The sequence below is a fragment of the Micromonospora sp. WMMD1155 genome, from assembly GCF_029581275.1.
Classification (GTDB): Bacteria; Actinomycetota; Actinomycetes; order Mycobacteriales; family Micromonosporaceae; genus Micromonospora.
On record NZ_CP120742.1, the window covers coordinates 3,609,792 to 3,629,978 of the forward strand.

A 20,187-nucleotide genomic window follows, 5' to 3' on the forward strand; every position below is an offset into this window, starting at 1 on the left:
CCCGGGTGACCACCGGGGGCTGCCCGTGCTCGCCCTCTGATCGACTCGGCTTTCGGAAAGGCGCGGTATCCAGGCGATGGGATACCGCGCCTTCCGTGATTCCGCGTGCATCATGACGTGACCCGACTGCCGCGACCCGGACGGGCTAACTTCATGATCGATGGGTCGGTCGACGCGGGGGAGGGGCGAGGGTGCGGTTTGCGCGGCGAGTGGGGGTCTACGGGGTTCTGCGGGACTCGGATCGGATCTTGGTGGTGCGGGACGGGGGCGACGGTGAGTTTCCCGGGGTCTGGCGGCTGCCGGGTGGTGCCGTCGAGCACGCCGAGGATCCCGAGCGCGCTGTCGTCCGCACGGTCGCCGAGCAGACGGGGCTGACCGTCACCACGGGTCGACTGCGTACGGTGATCGCCGACGTGACCGAGCGTCCCGAGGGTGTCGCAACGCACACCGACCGGCTGGTGTTCGACCTCACCGCGGGCGATGACACGACAGGCGTCGGCGCGCCGGGCGGCCCGGTCGACCAGGTTCGCCGGCTCACCTCGGCCGAGTCGGCGCTGATCACGCTGACGCCGTTCACCGCCGAGGTGCTCGGCCGGCCGGTCACGCCACTGCCCTCCGGAACGCACCGGCCGCCGGAGCCCCTACCGCCGGCGCACCCTGATCGCCGGCTGCGCTTCGGGGCGTACGGGCTGGTCACCGATCCGGCTGGGCGGATCCTGCTCACCCAGATCGCGGACGGCTATCCGGGTGCCGGCCTGTGGCACCTGCCCGGTGGGGGCACCGATCACGGTGAGCAGCCGACGACCGGCCTGCTCCGGGAGTTGGTCGAGGAGGGTGGCCAGGTCGGCCGGGTGGTGGACCTCCTCGGAGTGGACAACCTGCACAACCCCGCCGCACTCGGCCCGGAGGGCCGTCCGCTGGACTGGCACGGCGTACGGGTGATCTATCGGGTGCTGGTGGACGTACCAACCGATGCGGTGGTCACCGAATCCGCCGGGGGTTCGACGGCGAGGGCCGCCTGGTTCACCAGTGCCCAGGCTGCTGACCTGCCGTTGAGCGACATCGCTGCCGCAGCAATCGGACAGAGTGGCCGATAGCACGCCGCTCACTGAGCCGAGATGGTGACCCTCCGGTACAGTCAAAGGCGGGAATGATGGAGGAAACGGGCGATGACGCCCGGGATGGGAACAAGCGAGCGGTTCGAGCGGTTTAAGCCAGATATAAGTACCGCCGGCAGCTATCGCCAAGCCATGTTCCCCTATGCGATGGTGTACTCCGCAAAACGGCTGCCGGGCCACGCAAGGTCCGGCACGAGACAGCCGGACACCCGCCACACGGCGGCCAGCCGATCCGGTGATGGAGGAAACGTGCCGAGAGCCCCATGGCGCCGGCGTCGTACTACTGACAGTCCGCGCCCCGCAGGGCGTCGCTGGGCGGGCCCGTTGCGCCGCAGCAGCACGTTCGCCCGCCAGGTGCTGTTGGTCCGGGTCGGCCGCCGCGACGGCGACCTGCTCCCGACCGACGTGGCATCACCCGAGCACCGGTACGCCGATCGGCAGCGCCGTCGCTACGGCCTGGACCGGCTCAGCCGGCCGGCGGGAAGCGTCCGGCGGGCGGAGATCGAAGCGGTCATGCCGGTCAGTCCGGCGATGCCACCGATGGCGCAGGCCGACGAGGCCTCGGCTCGGTCGATCCCGTTGCTCCCGGGCGAGCGCACCATGGCCCGGCGGATGAAGTTCGGCCTGGTCAACGCCTGCACCCTGGCCAGCCTGATGCTCGGCATGCTGGCCATCTTCCTGGCGATGCAGGGCCAGGTGCGCGTCGCCGCGCTCTGCCTGATCGCCTGCGTGGCCTTCGACGGCCTGGACGGTGCCCTGGCCCGTCGACTCGGCGTGGCCAGCCCGTTCGGCGCGCAGATGGACTCCCTGGCCGACATGTGCTCGTTCGGTCTCGCCGCGCCGGTCGTCGTCTACGCGTCGCTGGCCGGCTCCGTCTCCACCGCCGCGGCGGCGGTGGCGTGCGCGCTCGTCGCGGCCTGTGCCGCGATTCGCCTGGCCCGCTTCAACGTCTCGCCGAAGGACGGCCGGTTCTTCTGCGGGGTGCCCACCACCATGGCGGCGGCGGTGCTCGCCGTGACCGTCGCGATCGGCCTGCCGGTGCCCGGCGCCGTGCTGGTCGCCGGTGTGGCGCTGTTGGCCTTCGCGATGGTGTCGAGCTTCCCGTACGCCAAGCTCGCCCGCCTGGTGAAGCTGCCCCCGTGGCTCTGGCTGGCCCCGGTGATCGGCGCGCTGATCGACATTCGGATCACGTTCGCCCTGATCGTGGTGGGCTACCTGGTCAGTGGCCCGGTGCTCTGGCTGCGGCAGCGCCGCACCGCCTGACCACAGCAAGCAGAACGGGGCGCCGCCGGTTGGCGGCGCCCCGTTTCGCGTTCGCCTCTCAGCGCCGGCGGGCGATGACGGGTCGTCGGTCAGCGCCAGCGGGCGATGACCGTGGACCCGCCGACCACCTTGTCGCCCGGCCCGACCAACGGGTCCGCGGCCTCGGCCGGGAGGTAGACGTCGGTCCGCGAGCCGAACCGGATCAGACCGAAGCGCTCGCCCCTGGCCAGCAGCGCGCCGATCGGCGCGCGCTGCACGATTCGCCGGGCGATCAACCCGGTCCGCTGCGCTACCACCACCGTGCCGCGAGCGGTGTCCAGCACCGTGTACGCCGCCACGTTGTGTTCGGCGTCCGGCTTCATCGCGTTGACGAACCCACCGTCGGCGACGAAGTAGTCGACCACCTTGCCGGCGACCGGGGCACGGTTGACGTGCACGTCCAGCACCGACAGGAAGACCGCCACCCGCAGCCACTCGCCGTCGCCGAAACGCTCGTCGTGCAGTCGCTGCACCGACAGGACCTTGCCGTCCGCGCTGGCGACCACGGCCGACGGGTCCTCCGGCACGTCCCGCTCGGGGTCGCGGAAGAACGCGGCGACCGGCCCGGCGGCCAGCGCCGGCAGCAACCAGAGCTTGGACGACGGACGCGCCACCCGGGCCAGCGCCGCGAGGCCGAGCGCGATGCCCGCCGCGGCCACGCCGTTGGAGTCGATGTGCATGCCGCGGGTCAGCGGCACGCTCGACGGGCGGTGCGCAGGGGCCAACCGGTCGGCCGAGGCGGGGCTGGCCGGGGTGAACCGCAGCCGGTAGACCCGCACCGGCGGGGAGTTACGCACCACCAGGTCGGTGCCGACGCCGTTGAGCGCGTCCTGTCGAGCCAGCTCGGCGGCCGCCCCGGTCGTCCGGCCGGGCGCGGCGACGGTGGCCACGCTGAGCACCGCACCGTCGGAGAGGTACTTGGCCAGGCCCTCGATGCCGCCACGGGTCTCCTCGGCAGTGCCGACGAACGCCTCACCGGCGATGACGACCTCGGCGGGCTCGGCCTCGGCCAGCGAGTCGACGACGCTCACCCGGTCGGCGACCCAGCGGCCCTGGGCGGTGACATGCTCGCGGAGCGCGGTGGCGCCGACGGGTTCGACGGGTACCACGGTGAGCCGGTCACCGGGGAGCAGCGCCTCGATCGCCGCGGCCAGCACTGCGGAGTCCGGGCTCGCCCCGACCAGCAGGGCGGCCTTGGGATCGTTGATCCGGGCCAGCTCGGTGACGAGCGTACGGGCGGCTCGCTCGCCGATGCGGACCGGACCGGACCGGCCGGTGATGCGCACGGCGGGGGACTGGGTCATGTCGGGCGGGCTCCTGACGGGGGTAGAGACGGGAATCGCGGCGGGACCGCCATGGCGGGACGGGCCGGCCGGCGGAGGGCGAGATCTCCACCGGCCAGCATATGCGCCCGTTCGCGCCAGCCGCACCGCCGTAGCGGTGGAGTGGGCCGCCGCCGGCCGACGTCGGGATCAGAGGTTCCCGCGCCGGCCCTCCCGTTCGTCGTCCGTCTGGTCGCCGACGGCCTCCACCGGGTCAGCTGACCGGGTCGGCTCGTCTCCCTCGACCGGGGCTGCTCCGGTGCCGAGGCCGACGGTCGGCTCCTCGTGCCGGTCGTCGGGCCGGCCGGGGATCGGGGACGTCTGCGGCTCCGCCGGCGGGTGAGCCAACCAGGCCGGGTGGATCATCTCGGCGGTCGGTGGCTCCGGCGTCGCCGACGACGGGGGAGCGTCCCAGGTGGACCGGCCGGCTTCCCAGACCGGCACCGCGTCGCCGGAGGTCGGCACCGCGTCGCCGGAGGTCGGCACCGCGACCCCGGAGACGGGTGCGGTCGCGCCCGAGACCGGCGCGGTGGCGTCGGTGGCACCGGAGCCGGGGGTCGCCTCCGGCTGCGGCGACCGACCCGAGCGCAGCGCGCCGACCAGCCCGAAGACGCCGATCAGGATGAGTGCGCTGGCCAGGAACCAACCCACCGCCGGCAGGGCGAGCCCGAGCAGCTGAGCGAGCAGCCACCAGCCGGACAGCGCCAGGAACACGAGCCCGAAGGCGAACGACACCAGATCCGTGCGGTGAGCCTTCACCGGGTCACCTCCAGGTTGCCGGCATTGACGTGGACGTACAGGCGCAGGGTCCCGCCGCCGGGCCCGTCCGCGCCGACATCGGTGAACTCCCGCAGGCGACCGTCCAACCCGCCGGACCGGTTACCGAAGATGTCGGCATCGCCCGCGTTGACGTCGGCCACCGTGGTGACGTCGACGTTCGGCGGTACGACAACCGTCGCCTGGCCGAAGTTGATGGCGACGGTGACCTGGGTGTCCCGCTTCGTGAAGTCGATACCGCGTAGGTCGAGCACGGCGTCACCGAAGCTGTTCTCGTACCGGTCGGCGAGGTCGCGATAGTCGGTGGGCGCCCAGGTCACCGCGCCGTCTACCCCTCGGATCCGGTCGTAGGACTCGGCGATCGTCGCCGTGCCCAGTGCCGCGGCGGTCACCAGGCCGAGCGCGATGAGCCAGCGGGCCCGACCGAACCAGGTGCCGACCAGCAACCCCAGCGCGATCGTCGCCAACGCCGCCGCGAAGTACGCCGAGGCGCTGATGGCGAAGACGTCGAGCAGGTCGAGCAGGGCGACCATGCCGAGGACCAGGAAGATCAGGGAGAAGGTCACCGCGCCGAGCGGTGAACGCTCCTTCGGGCGCTTCGGCGGCTTCGGTGGCTTGGGCGGGGGCGGCGTCGGGGTCGGCGAGGCGTACGGGCCGTGCGGAGCGAACGGCTGGCGGTACGCGGACGGCGGCGTGGCGGTCGGGTAGCCCGACGGAGCCGTGGGCGCCCCGGTCACCGGCGCGGACGGCCAACCGACGCTCGGTGCGGCGGTGCTCGGCCAACCCGTGGGCGGTGCCGGCCAGCCGGGGTGGACGGCCGTCGTCCCGGCCGGCTGCCCGGACACCGGGCCCGCGCCGGAGACCGGCTGCCCGGTGGTGGGCGGCTGCGGACCACCGGTCGGCGGTACGTCGTACGCCACGGTGGGTGTCCCTCCCGTCGTCACGGTGGCGTGGGCGGGGTCGCCGCTCGCCCCCGGGGCCGCTGTGGTGGTGAGTGGACCGGTCGACGGGGCCGCGCCGAACGACGGCGCCGGCCAGGTCACCGGTGGGACCGGACCGGGTGGGGTGCCGGTCGGTGCGGCGGGCATCGGCCCGCCCGCGGTGCCGGCCTGCGGGTTGCGGCTGTCCCGGTTGAGCAGGAGCGCGCCGGCCACCAGGATGGCCGCGCCGAGCAGCACTGCGCGGAAGGCGTCGGTGACGATGTAGCCGAAGCTGGCCGCGACCAGGATGCTCAGGATGATCACGGTCACCGGCGACATGCTGGAACGGCCGCGCCCGAGCATCGACTCGACCGGGGAGGCGGTGTCGCCCTCGTTCGGGATGATCAGCCAGGCGGCGACGTACACCAGGATGCCGATGCCCCCGAAGAACCCGAGCACCGCGAGCAACACCCGCCACAGCACCGGGTCGGTGTTGGTGGCCCGTCCGATCGCCGCGCAGACGCCGGCGAGATACCGCCCCTCGCGGGGCCGGACCAACCCGTACCGCGAGGTGAAGCCGGTGCCACCCAGTGGCGGTGGTGGCGCGGACGGACCGGGACCACCGCCCGGGCCGGGAGGCCCGTAACCGGTGCCGGCCGCGAACTGCGGGCCGTGGCTCGCGCCGCCGGGCGGCGGATAGCCGCCGGACGGATCGGTAGGCGTGGTGCCCGGGTGCGGGCCGGGCGCGCTGGGTTCGGTCCCGGCGCCGGGCGTCGCAGCCGGTGGGGGCGGTGACGCGCCCTCCGGCGGTGCCGACCCCGGGCGGGGTGGCGGGGCAGCTTCCTCGGTCATGCCTCGATCCTGCTGCCCCGTGCACCCGAACGACCTCAGGACCCGACCCTGACCCCACCCTGAGATCCGGGGGCCGGAATGTCGGGGGCGTCCCCGTGGTCGTGGACGACGCAGCGTGTGACGATCGAGTCACCGACCTCGACCCGCCCGCCACCGTGACCAGGGAGCCTCCGATCAGCACCGTGAGCACGCCCCCGCGCCTCTACCGCGCCCCGGAGCACCGGATGGCCGCCGGTGTCGCCGCCGGCATCGCCGACCATCTGGGCATCTCGGTGCTGCGGGTACGCGTCGCGTTCATGGTCCTGCTCGGGCTGAGCGGGCTCGGCCTGCTGCTCTACGCGGCCTTCTGGGCCGTGGTGCCGCTGCGGCCCGGAGACAACGCCGTGCCGCCCCGGCGTGACGTGGCGCAGCTCCTGCCGTTCGTGGGGATCGGGCTCGGTGTCCTGCTGATCCAGGTGATGGTCTTCGACTCGGTCGGCGCGGCGGGCACCGCCGGCTGGCTGGTGGCCATCATCGCGGTCGGCGCCGGGGTCATCTGGCACCAGTCCGCACCCGAGCGGCGGCGGCAGTGGGGCGAGACGATGCCGGTGCCCTGGCTCGGGGCGGTCGTCGAGGAGAGCGACCGGCGGGCCTTCGTGCTGCGGTTCATCGGCGGGGGAGTGCTGGTCGCGGTCGGCATCATCGGCGTCGCGGCGGTCTACTCGCCGGCCCAGAACTTCGACGCGGTGATCAACGGGGTGATCTTCGCGCTGGTCGGGTTGGCCGGGGTCGGGGTGGTCGCCGCACCGGTGCTCTGGCGGACGTACAGTCAGCTCCGCTCGGAGCGCGAGGGCCGCATCCGCGAGCAGGAGCGGGCCGAGTTGGCCGCGATGGTGCACGACCAGGTGCTGCACACGTTGGCGCTGATCCAGCGCAACGCCGGCGACGTCAAGATGGTGCAGCGGCTGGCCCGGGGGCAGGAGCGTTCCCTGCGCAACTGGCTCTACAAACCCACCGCGTCGCCGAGCGAGCGCTTCGCCGCCGCGCTGGAGCAGGCCGCCGCCGAGGTCGAGGACACCTTCGCGATCACGGTGGAGGCGGTGGTGGTCGGTGACCGGGAGACCGACGAGAAGGTCGGGGCGCTGGTCGCGGCCGCGCGGGAGGCGCTGGTGAACGCGGCCCGGCACGCCGGAGTGCAGACGGTGTCCCTCTACGCGGAGGTGGAGCCCGATCAGGTCAGCGTCTTCGTCCGGGACCGGGGCAAGGGCTTCGATCCGGATACCGTGGAGGACCACCGGCACGGCGTACGCGGCTCGATCATCGGGCGGATGAGGCGGCACGGCGGACGGGCCGAAATCCGGTCCGGTCCGGGGGAGGGGACCGAGGTTCGGTTGATCCTGCCGATCTCCCGGGACTCGTCCGCAGCGGAGAGGAACAGATGACCATGGCCGAGCAGTCGACCGAGCACCTCGACCCGGATGCCCGCCCCGAGCGGTTGCGGGTGTTCCTGGTGGACGATCACGCCATGTTCCGGGCCGGGGTGCGCGCGGAGTTGGGCGCGCACGTCGAGGTGGTGGGCGAGGCGAGCACGGTGGCCGAGGCGGTCACCCGGATAGCCGCCATCGGGCCGGACGTGGTGCTGCTCGACGTGCACATGCCCGACGGAGGTGGTCGTGCGGTGCTGGAGGCGATGCGGCGTACGCACCCGCAGGTCAAGTTCCTCGCGTTGAGCGTCTCCGACGCGGCGGAGGACGTGATCGGGTTGATCCGGGCCGGCGCTCGGGGGTATGTCACCAAGACCATCTCCCCGGACGAGCTGGCCGCGGCGATCCGGCGGGTGGCCGACGGGGACGCGGTCTTCAGTCCGCGGTTGGCCGGCTTCGTGCTGGACGCCTTCGCGGCCCGCCCCGATGCCCCGGTGGCCGACCCCGAGCTGGACCAGCTGACCAACCGTGAGCGCGAGGTGCTGCGGCTGCTGGCCCGGGGGTACGCGTACAAGGAGATCGCCAAGGAGCTGTTCATCTCCATCAAGACGGTGGAGACGCACGTGTCGAACGTGCTCCGCAAGCTGCAGATGTCCAACCGCTACGAACTGTCCCGCTGGGCGGCGGACCGCCGCCTCGTCTGACCCGGTGCCGCACCCGGCGCTGAGGATCAGAGAAACGATCTCGGCGCCCTCGTCCACCCAGCCGATGGTCGTGTCCGTGCAGCCGAAGTCGACCTAGTCCGGACGGGTCGAAAAGTGGGTAATGACCGACGTCCTATCGGTCACCGTTCGCTCAGGGCCGGCGCGCGGGCCGGGACCCGATGAGCGGGTGACGCAACGTATTTCCTGCTCAACGCAGCCCGAGCCGACCGTTTTGTGATCATTTTTCAAGTATCGGCAACGTGCCGGGCAACTAACGGCTTGATAACGGCACCTTCACGGAAGCGGCCAGTGGGTGTCACAGTGGCAGCACCTCACCATCGGTGTGTGGCACTCCGTACGGCCCACGACCATGTCCTCGCCGCTCGCGGCGGTTCGTGGCTGTGTCTCCTGCGTCGTGTCGCGCCTCGGTGGCGGGGGAGCCCGGCGGATCGGTACATCAGGGGTGTCCCCAACTTCCCTGTGGTCCCGGCGACCCGCGCCCCGGGGTGGTCGGGCGGTGTCACCCCCAAACGTGCGTGAAACCCACGACGGAACCTGGTTAGAAAGAGGAGGCCCCTCGGAATGAGAGTCTCGAAGCGGGCGACGAGCGCGATCGCGCTCAGCGCGGCTGCCGCGCTTGTCGCGAGCGGTTGCTCGAGCAGCGATGGCGACGGCGACGCTGCCGCCAGCAAGGACGGCTCGATCGTTGTCCACGGCGTCCAGCCGGAGAACCCGCTGGTCCCGTCGAACACCACGGAGACCGGCGGCGGAAAGATCATCGACTGGCTGTGGACCGGCCTGGTCGAGTACCCGAACGACGGTGGGGCCCCGCGTAACGCGCTGGCGGAGTCCATCAACACCACGGACTCCAAGGTCTTCACGATCAAGATCAAGGCCGGCACCAAGTTCCACGACGGCACCGAGGTCAAGGCGAAGAACTTCGTCGACGCCTGGAACTGGGCCGCCTACTCGCCGAACGGTGCGCAGAACGGCACCTTCTTCGCGGACATCGCGGGCTTCGACCAGACCTACACCTCGGACCCGGACGGCCCGGACGGCCCGAAGAAGGCCCCGGCGCCGACCGCTGACAAGCTGTCCGGCCTGAAGGTCATCGACGACCAGACCTTCGAGGTCACCCTGTCGGCGCCGACCGCGGTCTTCCCGACCAAGCTCGGCTACAGCGCCTTCATGCCGCTGCCGGACGTCTTCTTCACCATGAAGCCCGAGGAGTTCGGCCGCAAGCCGATCGCCAACGGCCCGGTGAAGTTCGTGTCGTGGGACGACAACGCCCTCATCAAGCTGACGCGCTTCGACGACTACAACCTTCGCGACAAGATGAAGGTCAAGGACGTCGACGTCAAGCTGTACCAGGACGACAACGCCGCCTACGCCGACCTGCTGGCGAACAACCTCGACTTCATGGAGGTCGTTCCCACCTCGGCGCTCGCCGGTGACAAGTGGAAGACCGACCTCGGTGACCGGGGCCGTAACACCGTCACGCCGACGACCGCGTTCATCGCGTTCCCGATCTACGACAAGCGCTTCCAGAACCCGAAGCTGCGTCGTGCCATCTCGCTCGCCGTCAACCGGCAGGAGATCTCGGACAAGATCTTCTTCGGTACCCGCAAGCCGGCCGACAGCTGGGCGAACCCGCTGACCCCGGGCGCCAAGCCGGGCAACTGCACCGCCTGCAAGTTCGACCCGGAGACGGCCAAGACGCTGCTCGCCGAGGCCGGTGGCTTCACCGGTGAGATGGTCTTCTACTACAACGCGGACTCCGCCCACAAGGACTGGATGGACGCCGTCGCGCAGCAGATCAAGACCAACCTCAACATCAACGCTCGGGCCGAGGGCGTGCCGACCTTCGCGGTCTTCCGCCAGAACATCAACGCCCACAAGATGACCGGCCCGTACCGTGCTGCCTGGCAGCAGGACTACCCGGACGTGGAGAACTGGGTCAACCCGCTGTTCGTCACGAACGGTTCCTCCAACGACGGTCTGTACAGCAACCCCGAGGTCGACGCTCTGGCCAAGCAGGCCAGCGCCGCGCCGAGCCTGGAGGCCTCGCACGAGGCGTTCGCCAAGGCCGTCGAGAAGGTCGACGCGGACGTTCCGAGCATCCCGGTCTACTTCTACGGCCAGCAGTCCGGCCACTCGGAGAAGATCAAGAAGCTCGAGCTGAACAACGTCGGCGAGATCGACATCACCTCGGTCGAGCTCTGATCCGAACGGTCTGACCCCGGGTCGGGCTCGCCACATCCGGTGAGCCCGACCCGGGGCCGTTCCGCGAGTGGGTGTTACAACACTCCATTCGCACGTTGTCACCACCGTGTCGGCCGTCCGACGCGCCCCCTGTCTGGAGGACCACCCCATGGGCCGTTATCTGTTGAGACGGCTGCTCCAACTCGTGCCGGTCTTCATCGGTACGACGTTCCTGATCTACTGGCTCGTCTGGGCCGTTCCGGGCGACCCGTTCGCCGGCAAGTGCGGTGAGCGCCGCTGCCCGGACCAGTACATCGCCTTCATGACCGAGAAGTACCACCTCGACCAGAACGTCTTCGTGCAGTACGCGAACTACATGAAGAACCTGCTCCAGGGTGACTTCGGTCAGACGTTCTCCCAGCGCGACATCAGCGACATCATCCTGACCTCGTACCCGAACACCCTGAAGCTGGCCGTCGTGGCGCTCGCCATCGAGGCGGTCATCGGCCTCGGTGCCGGCGTGCTGACCGGTCTGCGGCGCAACGGTTTCCTGGACAACCTGGTCCTGGTCTCCACCCTCTTCCTGATCGCGCTGCCGGTGTTCGTCGTCGGCTTCGTGCTGCAGTGGCTGCTGGGCGTGCAGTGGGGCATCATCAAGCCGACCGTCTCCTCCGAGATGCGGTGGTCCGAGCTGATCGTGCCGGGCTTCGTGCTCGGCAGCGCGTCAGTGGCGTACATCGCCCGGGTGGCCAGAACGAGCATCGCGGAGAACCGTCGCGCCGACTACGTGCGTACCGCGATCGCCAAGGGCCTGCCGATGCGCCGGGTGGTGGGTGTGCACCTGCTGCGCAACTCGCTGATCCCGGTGGTGACCCTGCTCGGCACCGACCTCGGCGCCCTGATGGGCGGCGCGATCGTCACCGAGGGGATCTTCGGCATCAACGGAATCGGCCGCCAGGTCTTCCGGGCGATCATCACCAAGGAAAGCGCCACGGTGGTAGGAATCGTGGTCGTCCTGGTGCTGGTCTATCTCGTGATGAACCTGCTGGTTGACCTGCTCTACGCCGCCCTGGACCCGAGGATCCGTTATGAGTGACCCCAGTACCGCATCGATCGTCAGCACCCCTGGCGCACACTCGACCGACTCCGCCGCCCCCGCCACCGCGGGCCAGCCGCAGAGCAACGAAAAGCCGCGCGGTCTGCTCGGTGACGCCTGGCGGGACCTGCGGCGCAAGCCGCTGTTCTGGATCTCGGCCACGCTGATCGTCATCTTCCTGCTGATGGCTGCCTTCCCGCAGCTGTTCGCGCCGGGCGGAGACCCGGTCAACGGCTCGCTGTCCCGCAGCCTCAACAAGCCGGGCGCCGATGGCTGGTTCGGGTACGACGTGCAGGGCCGTGACGTCTACGCCCGGGTCATCTACGGCGCACGGGCCTCCGTCGTGGTCGCCGTGCTGTCCGTGATGGGCACCCTGCTCATCGGCGGGACGATGGGCATCATCTCCGGCTACCGCGGTGGCTGGGTGGACGCGCTGCTCAGCCGGATCGCCGACGTCTTCTTCGGTCTGCCCTTCGTGCTCGGCGCGATCGTCATCCTGACCACCTTCAACGGCTCCGGCTCCGGCAACAGCAAGGCCCAGATCATGGGCCTGGTGATCGCGTCGCTGATCGTGCTGAGCTGGCCGGTCGTGATGCGGCTGATGCGCTCGTCGGTGCTCGCCACCAAGGAGGCCGACTACATCGTGGCGGCCCGCGCGCTGGGCGCCGGCACCGGCCGGATCATCCTCAAGCACCTGCTGCCGAACTGCCTGGCTCCGCTGCTGGTCTACGGCACGATCATGGTCGGCTCCTTCATCGGCGCCGAGGCCACCCTGTCGTTCCTGGGCGTCGGTCTGAAGTCGCCGGTGGTGTCCTGGGGCATCATGATCAGCGATGGGCAGCAGTTCGTCCGGGTCGCGCCGGGGCTGGTCTTCTTCCCCGCCGCGTTCCTCGTCACCGCAGTGCTGAGCTTCGTGATGCTCGGTGAGTCGGTCCGCGAGGCCCTCGATCCGAAACTCCGCTAGGGGATATCCAGTGTCCGACATTCTCGTGTCCGAGCAGTCCGCGCCGGGACCCGGCGGGTCCGGGCGTCCCTCCGGCCGGCTGCTCGAGGTCGACGACCTGCGGGTGGAGTTCCGTACCCGGGACGGCGTCGCAAAGGTCATCAACGGGGTCACGTACCACGTCGACGCGGGGGAGACCCTCGCCGTGCTCGGCGAGTCCGGCTCCGGTAAGAGCGTCACGGCGCAGACCATCATGGGCATCCTCGACACGCCACCCGGTTTCGTGACCGGTGGGCAGGTCCGCTTCCACGGCAAGGACATGCTCCGCATGTCCAACGAGGAGCGCCGCCGCATCCGCGGCGAGGGCATCGCGATGATCTTCCAGGACGCGCTCTCCGCACTGAACCCCGTCTTCACCGTCGGGTTCCAGATTGCCGAGCAGTTCCGGGTCCGGCGGGGCATGGGTCGCGCCGAGGCCAAGAAGCGCGCGATCGACATGCTCGACCAGGTCAAGATCCCGAACGCCAAGGGTCGGTTCAACAACTACCCACACCAGTTCTCCGGCGGTATGCGGCAGCGCGCGATGATCGCGATGTCGCTGGCGCTCGACCCGGAGGTGTTGATCGCGGACGAGCCGACCACGGCACTCGACGTGACCGTGCAGGCCCAGATCATGGACCTGCTGGCGGAGCTTCAGCGTGAGCGGCAGATGGGCATGATCCTGATCACCCACGACCTCGGCGTGGTCGCCGACGTCGCGGACCGGATCGCCGTCATGTACGCGGGCCGGATCGTCGAGGAAGCGAACGTGTACGACCTGTACGCCAAGCCGGCGCACCCGTACACGATCGGTCTGATCGACTCGATCCCGCGCATGGACGAGAAGGGGCAGCAGCTCCGGACGATCAAGGGCCTCCCGCCGAACCTGATGAACATTCCGCCGGGCTGCCCGTTCAACCCGCGCTGCCCCATGGCTCAGCCGGTGTGCCGGGAGAAGGTCCCGCCGCTGCTGCAGGTGGGTGCCGGCCGGGCCAGCGCCTGCCACTTCGCCGAGGAGCTGGTGAACCGTGTCTGAGAACATCCTCGAGGTCCGTGACCTGGTCAAGCACTACCCCGTCACCCAGGGCGTGGTGTTCAAGAAGACCGTCGGTCAGGTCAAGGCGGTCGACGGGGTCTCATTCGGTCTGCGCGCCGGTGAGACGCTCGGCGTGGTCGGCGAGTCCGGCTGCGGCAAGTCGACCCTCGCCCGGGTGCTGATGAACCTGGAGAAGCCGACCGCCGGCAGCGTGGTCTACAAGGGCCAGGACATCTCCAAGCTGTCCGGTACGGCGCTGCGACGCCTCCGCCGGCAGATCCAGCTGGTGATGCAGGACCCGTACACCTCGCTGAACCCGCGAATGACGGTCGGTGACCTGCTGGGTGAGCCGTTCGAGATCCACCCGGAGGTGGCGCCCAAGGGCAGCCGCCGGGCCAAGGTCCGCGAGCTGCTCGACCTGGTCGGGCTCAACCCGGAGCACATCAACCGGTACCCGCACCAGTTCTCCGGCGGTCAGCGTCAGCGCATCGGCATCGCCCGGGCGCTCGCGCTGCGGCCCGAGATCATCGTCTGTGACGAGCCGGTGTCGGCGCTGGACGTCTCCATCCAGGCTCAGGTGATGAACCTGCTGGAGCAGCTCCAGGGCGAGTTCGGGCTGTCGTACGTCTTCATCGCACACGACCTGTCGGTGGTCCGTCACCTCTCGGACCGGGTCGCGGTGATGTACCTCGGCAAGATCGTGGAGATCGGCACCGAGGACGAGATCTACGAGCGTCCGACCCACCCGTACACCCAGGCTCTGCTCTCCGCGGTGCCGGTGCCGGACCCCACCCAGCGGAGCAACAAGACGATCATCCGGTTGACGGGTGACGTGCCGTCGCCGATCAGCCCGCCCTCGGGCTGCCGGTTCCGGACCCGCTGCTGGAAGGCGCAGGACGTCTGCGCCGAGCAGGTCCCGCTGCTGGAGATCCGTCAGGGCTCGGACCACCCGACTGCCTGCCACTTCGCGGAGCGGCGCGAGATCGTCGCCACCCACGAGGCGTGAGTCACCGAAACCGCCTGCCGCCGTCCGCACGACGGCGGCAGGCGGTTTCGTCTGTCCGGTGACAAGGACGGGCCGGTGGCAGCCTCGGTGCACGCGGGATGGACCACCGACCGGGCGGGCGAGGACGTGCCCGCCCGGCGTCGGCGCGCCGAGTGATCAACCACGGACCGGGGCGCGGGCTACAGCGGCCCGCGACCCGCGCGGAGCAGCAGCAGCGCCAGCTGGGTGCCGTCCGATCCGAGCGCGACGCGGAACCGCTCCAGGATCGCCTGTTCCCGGGAGAGCACCAGGCGGGTCCCGCCGGACGCCATCCGGGTGACCCCGACCTCCTGGGACAACGCGGCCCGCTCCTGCCAGAGCGCGATCAACGCGTGGTCGATCTCGTCGATCCGCTCCCTGATCTGCACGATCCGCGCGGCTGCCGACGGCTCCTCGGTGCCGGTCTGCGCCTCGGCCTGCTCGGTGTTCTCGGCCGTCGACGAGGGCACCGTCGTCTCGTGCCCGTCGACCGCCGGCTGCCCGGCCTCCGGTCGGGTCGGGCCGCCGCTCTGCTCCATCACGTCTGTCATCATCGGGTACCTCTCGCACGGTGGTGCCCGGTGCCCGGAACCCGGGACGGAAAAGCCCCGGACTCCAGGAGCCCGGGGCTTTCGTAGGTCTGAATCGATCAGGCGCGACCTACGGCAGCCGGACTCCCGGTGCCGTAGTAAAAGTAGTAGCGCGCAGCGATCACGCCGTCGAGTATGCCCACGTCGGCGGCGGGTGCGCAAGCATTCGGCTGTGCGCCGGGAAGCTTTCTTCGTCCGGGCGCCCCGGGCGGTGGCAGCACGCGGTCGGGCACGAGCTACTGAGCGCCGGAGGCCACGAGCTGCCGAGCGCCGGAGGCCACGAGCTGCCGAGCGCCAGAGGCGCGGTGTCCGACCGGCGGCATAGACTTGTCCGGCGATGCATCCTCTCTTCGACATCCCCGCGTCCCCGCCTGCGCCGGAGTCCGCGCCGGCCCGCCCGGACCGGCCCCGGCCCGCCGTCCGCCTCGATCCGCAGGAACTGCTCGACGGGCTCAACGGGCCACAGCGCGACGCGGTCAGCCATGCCGGTTCGTCGCTGCTGATCGTGGCCGGCGCCGGGTCGGGCAAGACCCGGGTGCTCACGCACCGGATCGCCTACCTGCTCGCCGCACGCGACGTGCACCCCGGCGAGATCATCGCGATCACCTTCACCAACAAGGCGGCCGGCGAGATGAAGGAACGCGTCGCCGCGCTGGTGGGCCCCCGGGCCCGGCTGATGTGGGTGTCGACGTTCCACTCCGCGTGTGTCCGGATCCTGCGCGCCGAGCACGAGCACGCCGGCCTCAAGTCGACGTTCTCGATCTACGACGCGGACGACTCGCGCCGCCTGATGCAGCTGGTCACGCGCGAGCTGGATCTCGACCCGAAGCGCTACCCGGCCCGAGGGCTGGCCGCTCAGGTCTCCAACCTCAAGAACGAACTGGTCGACCCGGAGCAGTTCGCCGCCCGGGCGACCGGGCCCAACGAGCGGGCCCTCGCGGAGGCGTACACGCTCTACCAGCGTCGGCTGCGCGAGGCGCACGCACTGGACTTCGACGACCTGATCATGACCACGGTGCACCTGCTCCAGTCCCACCCGCACGTCGCGGAGAGCTACCGGCGGCGTTTCCGGCACGTGTTGGTGGACGAATACCAGGACACCAACCACGCCCAGTACGTCCTGATCAAGGAGCTGGTCTCCGGCACCGACGGGCTGGCGCCGGCCGAGCTGTGCGTGGTCGGCGACGCCGACCAGTCGATCTACGCGTTCCGTGGCGCCACGATCCGCAACATCCTGGAGTTCGAACGGGACTTCACCGACGCGCGGACGATCCTGTTGGAGCAGAACTACCGCTCCACCCAGACCATCCTCAACGCGGCCAACGCGGTGATCGACCGCAACACCTCCCGCAAACCCAAGCGGCTGTGGAGCGAGTCCGGCGCCGGCGAGCAGATCGTCGGTTACGTGGCCGACACCGAGCACGCCGAGGCCGACTGGGTGGCCCGGGAGATCGACCGACTGGTCGACGCCGACGAGACCCGCCCCGGCGACGTCGCTGTCTTCTACCGCACCAACGCCCAGTCCCGGGTCTTCGAAGAGGTGTTCATCCGCGTCGGCCTGCCCTACAAGGTCGTCGGCGGGGTGCGCTTCTACGAGCGTAAGGAGGTCCGCGACGCCCTCGCGTACCTGCGTTCGGTGGTCAACGACGACGACACGGTGAGCCTGCGGCGGGTGCTCAACACCCCCCGCCGGGGGATCGGCGACCGCGCCGAGGCGTGCGTCGAGGCGCTCTCCAGCCGCGACCGGATCTCGTTCGGCGCGGCGCTGCGGCGGGCCCGGGAAGCCCCGGGCATCTCCACCCGGGCGGCCAACGGCATCGCCGACTTCGTCGCGTTGCTCGACGGTGCCCGGGAGCTGGCCGAGACCGGCACCCCGGAGGAGGTGCTGGAGGCCCTGTTGACCCGCTCGGGCTACCTCACCGAGCTGGAGGAGAGCCTCGACCCGCAGGACGCCGGCCGGGTGGACAACCTCCAGGAGTTGGTGAGCGTCGCCCGGGAGTACACCGAGCGGATCGAGGCGCTGGGCGAGGAGGGGGAGCGCGCCACCCTGGCCGGTTTCCTGGAGCAGGTGGCGCTTGTCGCCGACGCCGACCAGATCCCGTCCGACGACCCCGACCACCAAGGCGTGGTCACCCTGATGACGTTGCACACCGCCAAGGGGCTGGAGTTCCCGGTGGTCTTCCTGACCGGGCTGGAGGACGGCGTCTTCCCGCACCTGCGCTCACTGGGCGACACCCGCGAGCTGGAGGAGGAGCGCCGGCTGGCGTACGTCGGCATCACCCGTGCCCGGCAGCGGCTCTACCTCTCCCGGGCGGTGACCCGCTCGGCCTGGGGGCAGCCGTCCTACAACCCGCCGTCGCGGTTCCTGGAGGAGTTGCCGACGGAGTTGGTGCACTGGGAGCGCACCGAAGGGTCGTACACCTCGTGGGCCGGCGGTGGCGGCGGCGTCGGCGGTCGGGCCGACCGCGCGCCCGGCGGCCGGGGCACCTTCACCGGGGGCACGCCGAAGGCGGCCCAACTGGCCCAGCGGCTCGGCGTGGACGCCAGCCGACTGACCACGGCCAGCGAGCTGCCGCAGGGGCCTAAGGTGGCGGCCGGGGACCGGGTCAACCACCAGCGGTACGGGCTGGGGCGGGTGCTCGCCGTCGAGGGGCACGGCCCGGGCGCCCGCGCGCAGATCGACTTCGGCGACCAGACCATGTGGCTGGTCCTCCGGCACGCGCCGGTCGACAAGCTCTGACCCCGGCGCAGGTGACGGAAGGGGTGACCTCCGCTGAGGCGCAGGTCACCCCTTCCGGCTGCGGCGGTCGTTCAGCAGCCTAGGTCCACGCCGCGGGCCCGCATGAACGGGGCGGGGTCGATCTGGTTCCACATGCCCTGGTGCACCTCGAAGTGCAGGTGCGGCCCGGTGGCATCGCCGGTGGCGCCCTCGTAGCCGATGACCTGGCCGGCCTTGACCGTCTGGCCGACCGTCACCGCGATCCGGCTCTGGTGGGCGTAGTGGGTCAGGTAACCGTTGCCGTGGTCGATGAAGACGGAGTTCCCGTAGCCGTCGGAGGCGTCGCCGGCCTGCGTCACGGTGCCGGCGGCGGCGGCGCGGATCGGCGTACCGGAGGGCAGCGCGAGGTCGATGCCGGCATGCAGGGTGCCCCAGCGCTGCCCGTAGCAGGAGGTGACCGCCGCGCCCGGCATCGGGTCGACCCAGGCGGGCGTGGGCTTGGTGGTCTTCTTCGGCTTCGGCTTGGCCTTCGCGGAGGCCGTCTTCGTCGGTGTCGGGCTGGCGCTGGCCGCCGACGGGCTCGCCGTGGGGCTGGTCGACGGGACGACCGGCGTGCTCGACTCGCGGGCGGAGCGGTCCGCCCGGCCGGCGGCCTCGGCCCGGGACTGCGCGTCGAGGGAGACGGCAGTCGGCGCCGGGCGGTCGTTGCCGGTGGTGGCGACGGCGATGCCGCCGAGGCCGAGGGCCACCAGGGCGGCGGCGCTGAGCACGATGAGGCGGTTGCGCCGACCGGCCCGCCGTGGCGGTTCGGTCTGGGTGGTGTCCGGGGTGGTCTCGTTCTGGACGGGGCTGTCTTCCTGCACGGCGGACCTTCACAGTCGAGGGGCACTTGACCTCGAAATACTGGTGTCGGGCCGAGGCGGGGGAGGCGCGGGGACCGGATCACCGGCGATGGACGACGTGATGACTGCCCGGGTATGACCCGATGTGCGGTGCTGCATCCGGAAAAGTGATCATGCGGGACGGTGTCGCCGGTCACAGTCGTGCCAGTGACCCGGCACACATCCGCCGTCGACCGGCAACGAAAAACCGCCCAGATCCTCAGATCCGGGCGGTCATCGGTCGGTACGCAGCGTCAGGACGCGGCTACCTCGCTGTAAATTGCCTCGACTTGCAGCTTGATGTCCACTCCGCGCTCCTGGAGGTAGGGCACCGGGTCGACCGGCTGGCCCTTGACATGGATCTCCAGGTGCAGGTGGGTGCCGTAGGCGTGGCCCGTCTGGCCCACCAGGCCGAGTTGGTCGCCGGCCTTGACCTGCTGGCCTTCCTTCACGCTCACCGCGGAGGAGTGACCGTAGATGGCCTCACTGCCGTCGGCGTGCTGCACGATCACCGCGTTGCCGTACCCGCCGAACCAGCCGGCCTTGGTGACCAGCCCGTCGTGGATCGCCACATAGGGAGTGCCCTCGCCGGCGACCAGGTCAACGCCGGTGTGCATCTTGCCCCAGCGGACCCCGTAGGGCGAGTTGAAGTCGTAGCCCTGCAGTGGTAGCAGCCAGACCTCGGGCTCGGCGCTGTCCTTGGTGCGGCTGTCCCGGGAGGCGCGGTCGGCGTTGTCCGCACGGGCCGCGGCGTCCTGGCTGGTGACCGACGCCTGCTTGAGCTCGTCGAGCACCGTCGGGCTGACGTCCTTGGCGTCCGGCAGGGCGCTCGCGCCGAGGGCGACGATGCCGGCACCGACGAACGCGGTGGTGACGACCGCGGCGTAACGGCTGCGCGGCGGGGTGGGCACACGGCGACGACCGCGATATCGATCGGGCTCAGACGACAGGCGCTGGCGCACGCACACCCTCCGTTGTCGGGGTTCCGAGGCGGCCGGTGGGCGTTCGTGAAGCTCCAGTGAACGTCCGCTGACCGCGTCGTCACCCGTCCATGGACCTGATGACAACCGTGGACACGTTAGCCAACCACCAGGCGAGTCACAAGCTAGAGCGCCAAATTGGCGTGTCGTTCTGTCCGTTTGCGTCCATTATTGTCACGCATCGCGACGCCGAACGGTGCCCTTGATGCTGCCCGTTCGTCGCCGAGCGTGACCGATCCGGCGGACTCGTCCGACTTGACTACGGACGGTGCCGGGTCG

15 protein-coding genes and 1 pseudogene are annotated in these 20,187 nt (G+C 70.6%); 10 read left to right on the forward strand and 6 right to left on the reverse strand.

The window, feature by feature from the left end:
• Positions 1-191 precede the first annotated feature (191 nt).
• Both O7617_RS16565 and O7617_RS16570 read left to right on the forward strand, forming a co-directional pair.
• Positions 192-1,097 (forward strand): NUDIX domain-containing protein, encoded by a 906-nt coding sequence (locus O7617_RS16565; RefSeq protein ID WP_282264544.1) that lies wholly within the window; start codon positions 192-194, stop codon positions 1,095-1,097.
• A 345-nt stretch (positions 1,098-1,442) separates the two neighbouring features.
• Positions 1,443-2,381: a CDP-alcohol phosphatidyltransferase family protein gene (locus tag O7617_RS16570; RefSeq protein WP_282264545.1), complete on the forward strand. Its 939-nt coding sequence runs from the start codon at positions 1,443-1,445 to the stop codon at positions 2,379-2,381.
• A gap of 89 nt (positions 2,382-2,470) precedes the next feature.
• Here the strand turns inward: O7617_RS16570 and O7617_RS16575 are convergent, their stop codons facing one another.
• From O7617_RS16575 to O7617_RS16585, 3 genes and pseudogenes are all read right to left on the reverse strand, one after another.
• A complete protein-coding gene (locus tag O7617_RS16575) occupies positions 2,471-3,724 on the reverse strand; it encodes a phosphatidylserine decarboxylase (RefSeq protein WP_282264546.1) in 1,254 nt (417 codons plus the stop codon).
• A gap of 591 nt (positions 3,725-4,315) precedes the next feature.
• Positions 4,316-4,501 (reverse strand): annotated as a pseudogene (locus tag O7617_RS16580) (hypothetical protein); the annotation flags it as partial.
• Positions 4,498-6,291, reverse strand: coding sequence for a PspC domain-containing protein (locus O7617_RS16585; RefSeq protein ID WP_282264547.1), 1,794 nt, complete (start codon positions 6,289-6,291; stop codon positions 4,498-4,500). The pseudogene O7617_RS16580 and the gene O7617_RS16585, both read right to left, overlap by 4 nt.
• 155 nt (positions 6,292-6,446) lie before the next feature.
• On the opposite strand from O7617_RS16585, the gene O7617_RS16590 reads away from it, so the two are divergent.
• From O7617_RS16590 to O7617_RS16620, 7 genes are all read left to right on the forward strand, one after another.
• A complete protein-coding gene (locus O7617_RS16590) occupies positions 6,447-7,712 on the forward strand; it encodes an ATP-binding protein (protein WP_282264758.1) in 1,266 nt (421 codons plus the stop codon).
• A gap of 2 nt (positions 7,713-7,714) precedes the next feature.
• Positions 7,715-8,398 carry a response regulator transcription factor gene (locus O7617_RS16595; RefSeq protein ID WP_282264759.1) on the forward strand — a complete coding sequence of 228 codons (684 nt, stop codon included), beginning with the start codon at positions 7,715-7,717 and terminating at the stop codon, positions 8,396-8,398.
• 582 nt (positions 8,399-8,980) lie between these two features.
• The gene (locus O7617_RS16600; RefSeq protein ID WP_282264548.1) at positions 8,981-10,621 is read left to right on the forward strand and encodes an ABC transporter substrate-binding protein; all 1,641 of its coding nucleotides are present in this window, start codon (positions 8,981-8,983) and stop codon (positions 10,619-10,621) included.
• A 148-nt stretch (positions 10,622-10,769) separates the two neighbouring features.
• Entirely contained in the window at positions 10,770-11,696 is a 927-nt protein-coding gene (locus O7617_RS16605) for an ABC transporter permease (RefSeq protein ID WP_282264549.1), read from the forward strand.
• Positions 11,689-12,660 carry an ABC transporter permease gene (locus O7617_RS16610; RefSeq protein WP_282264550.1) on the forward strand — a complete coding sequence of 324 codons (972 nt, stop codon included), beginning with the start codon at positions 11,689-11,691 and terminating at the stop codon, positions 12,658-12,660. The genes O7617_RS16605 and O7617_RS16610 overlap by 8 nt, the downstream gene beginning before the upstream one ends.
• Before the next feature lie 25 nt (positions 12,661-12,685).
• The gene (locus O7617_RS16615) at positions 12,686-13,714 is read left to right on the forward strand and encodes an ABC transporter ATP-binding protein (RefSeq protein ID WP_282264760.1); all 1,029 of its coding nucleotides are present in this window, start codon (positions 12,686-12,688) and stop codon (positions 13,712-13,714) included.
• Positions 13,707-14,720 (forward strand): dipeptide ABC transporter ATP-binding protein, encoded by a 1,014-nt coding sequence (locus O7617_RS16620; protein WP_282264551.1) that lies wholly within the window; start codon positions 13,707-13,709, stop codon positions 14,718-14,720. Before O7617_RS16615 ends, O7617_RS16620 begins: the two co-directional genes overlap by 8 nt.
• Positions 14,721-14,899: 179 nt before the next feature.
• Here O7617_RS16620 and O7617_RS16625 read toward each other — a convergent pair whose 3' ends face one another.
• A complete protein-coding gene (locus O7617_RS16625; protein ID WP_348773846.1) occupies positions 14,900-15,292 on the reverse strand; it encodes a chorismate mutase in 393 nt (130 codons plus the stop codon).
• 373 nt (positions 15,293-15,665) lie between these two features.
• Between O7617_RS16625 and pcrA the strand changes: the two genes are divergently transcribed.
• The gene (pcrA, locus tag O7617_RS16630) at positions 15,666-18,068 is read left to right on the forward strand and encodes a DNA helicase PcrA (RefSeq protein WP_282264552.1); all 2,403 of its coding nucleotides are present in this window, start codon (positions 15,666-15,668) and stop codon (positions 18,066-18,068) included.
• 71 nt (positions 18,069-18,139) lie between these two features.
• Here pcrA and O7617_RS16635 read toward each other — a convergent pair whose 3' ends face one another.
• Together O7617_RS16635 and O7617_RS16640 are read right to left on the reverse strand one after the other, a co-directional pair.
• Positions 18,140-18,910: a peptidoglycan DD-metalloendopeptidase family protein gene (locus O7617_RS16635; protein ID WP_282264553.1), complete on the reverse strand. Its 771-nt coding sequence runs from the start codon at positions 18,908-18,910 to the stop codon at positions 18,140-18,142.
• A gap of 272 nt (positions 18,911-19,182) precedes the next feature.
• Complete coding sequence (locus O7617_RS16640) at positions 19,183-19,890, reverse strand: M23 family metallopeptidase (RefSeq protein WP_282264554.1); 708 nt, start codon at positions 19,888-19,890, stop codon at positions 19,183-19,185.
• Positions 19,891-20,187: the final 297 nt, after the last annotated feature.

Excerpts from the sequence above, each read along its gene's own strand:
- O7617_RS16575 (WP_282264546.1), bottom strand. The coding sequence starts at position 3,724 with ATGACCCAGTCCCCCGCCGTGCGCATCACCGGCCGGTCCGGTCCGGTC.
- O7617_RS16585 (WP_282264547.1), bottom strand. The coding sequence starts at position 6,291 with ATGACCGAGGAAGCTGCCCCGCCACCCCGCCCGGGGTCGGCACCGCCG.
- O7617_RS16595 (WP_282264759.1), top strand. The coding sequence starts at position 7,715 with ATGGCCGAGCAGTCGACCGAGCACCTCGACCCGGATGCCCGCCCCGAG.
- O7617_RS16600 (WP_282264548.1), top strand. The coding sequence starts at position 8,981 with ATGAGAGTCTCGAAGCGGGCGACGAGCGCGATCGCGCTCAGCGCGGCT.
- O7617_RS16605 (WP_282264549.1), top strand. The coding sequence starts at position 10,770 with ATGGGCCGTTATCTGTTGAGACGGCTGCTCCAACTCGTGCCGGTCTTC.
- O7617_RS16610 (WP_282264550.1), top strand. The coding sequence starts at position 11,689 with ATGAGTGACCCCAGTACCGCATCGATCGTCAGCACCCCTGGCGCACAC.
- O7617_RS16625 (WP_348773846.1), bottom strand. The coding sequence starts at position 15,292 with ATGATGACAGACGTGATGGAGCAGAGCGGCGGCCCGACCCGACCGGAG.
- pcrA (WP_282264552.1), top strand. The coding sequence starts at position 15,666 with ATGCATCCTCTCTTCGACATCCCCGCGTCCCCGCCTGCGCCGGAGTCC.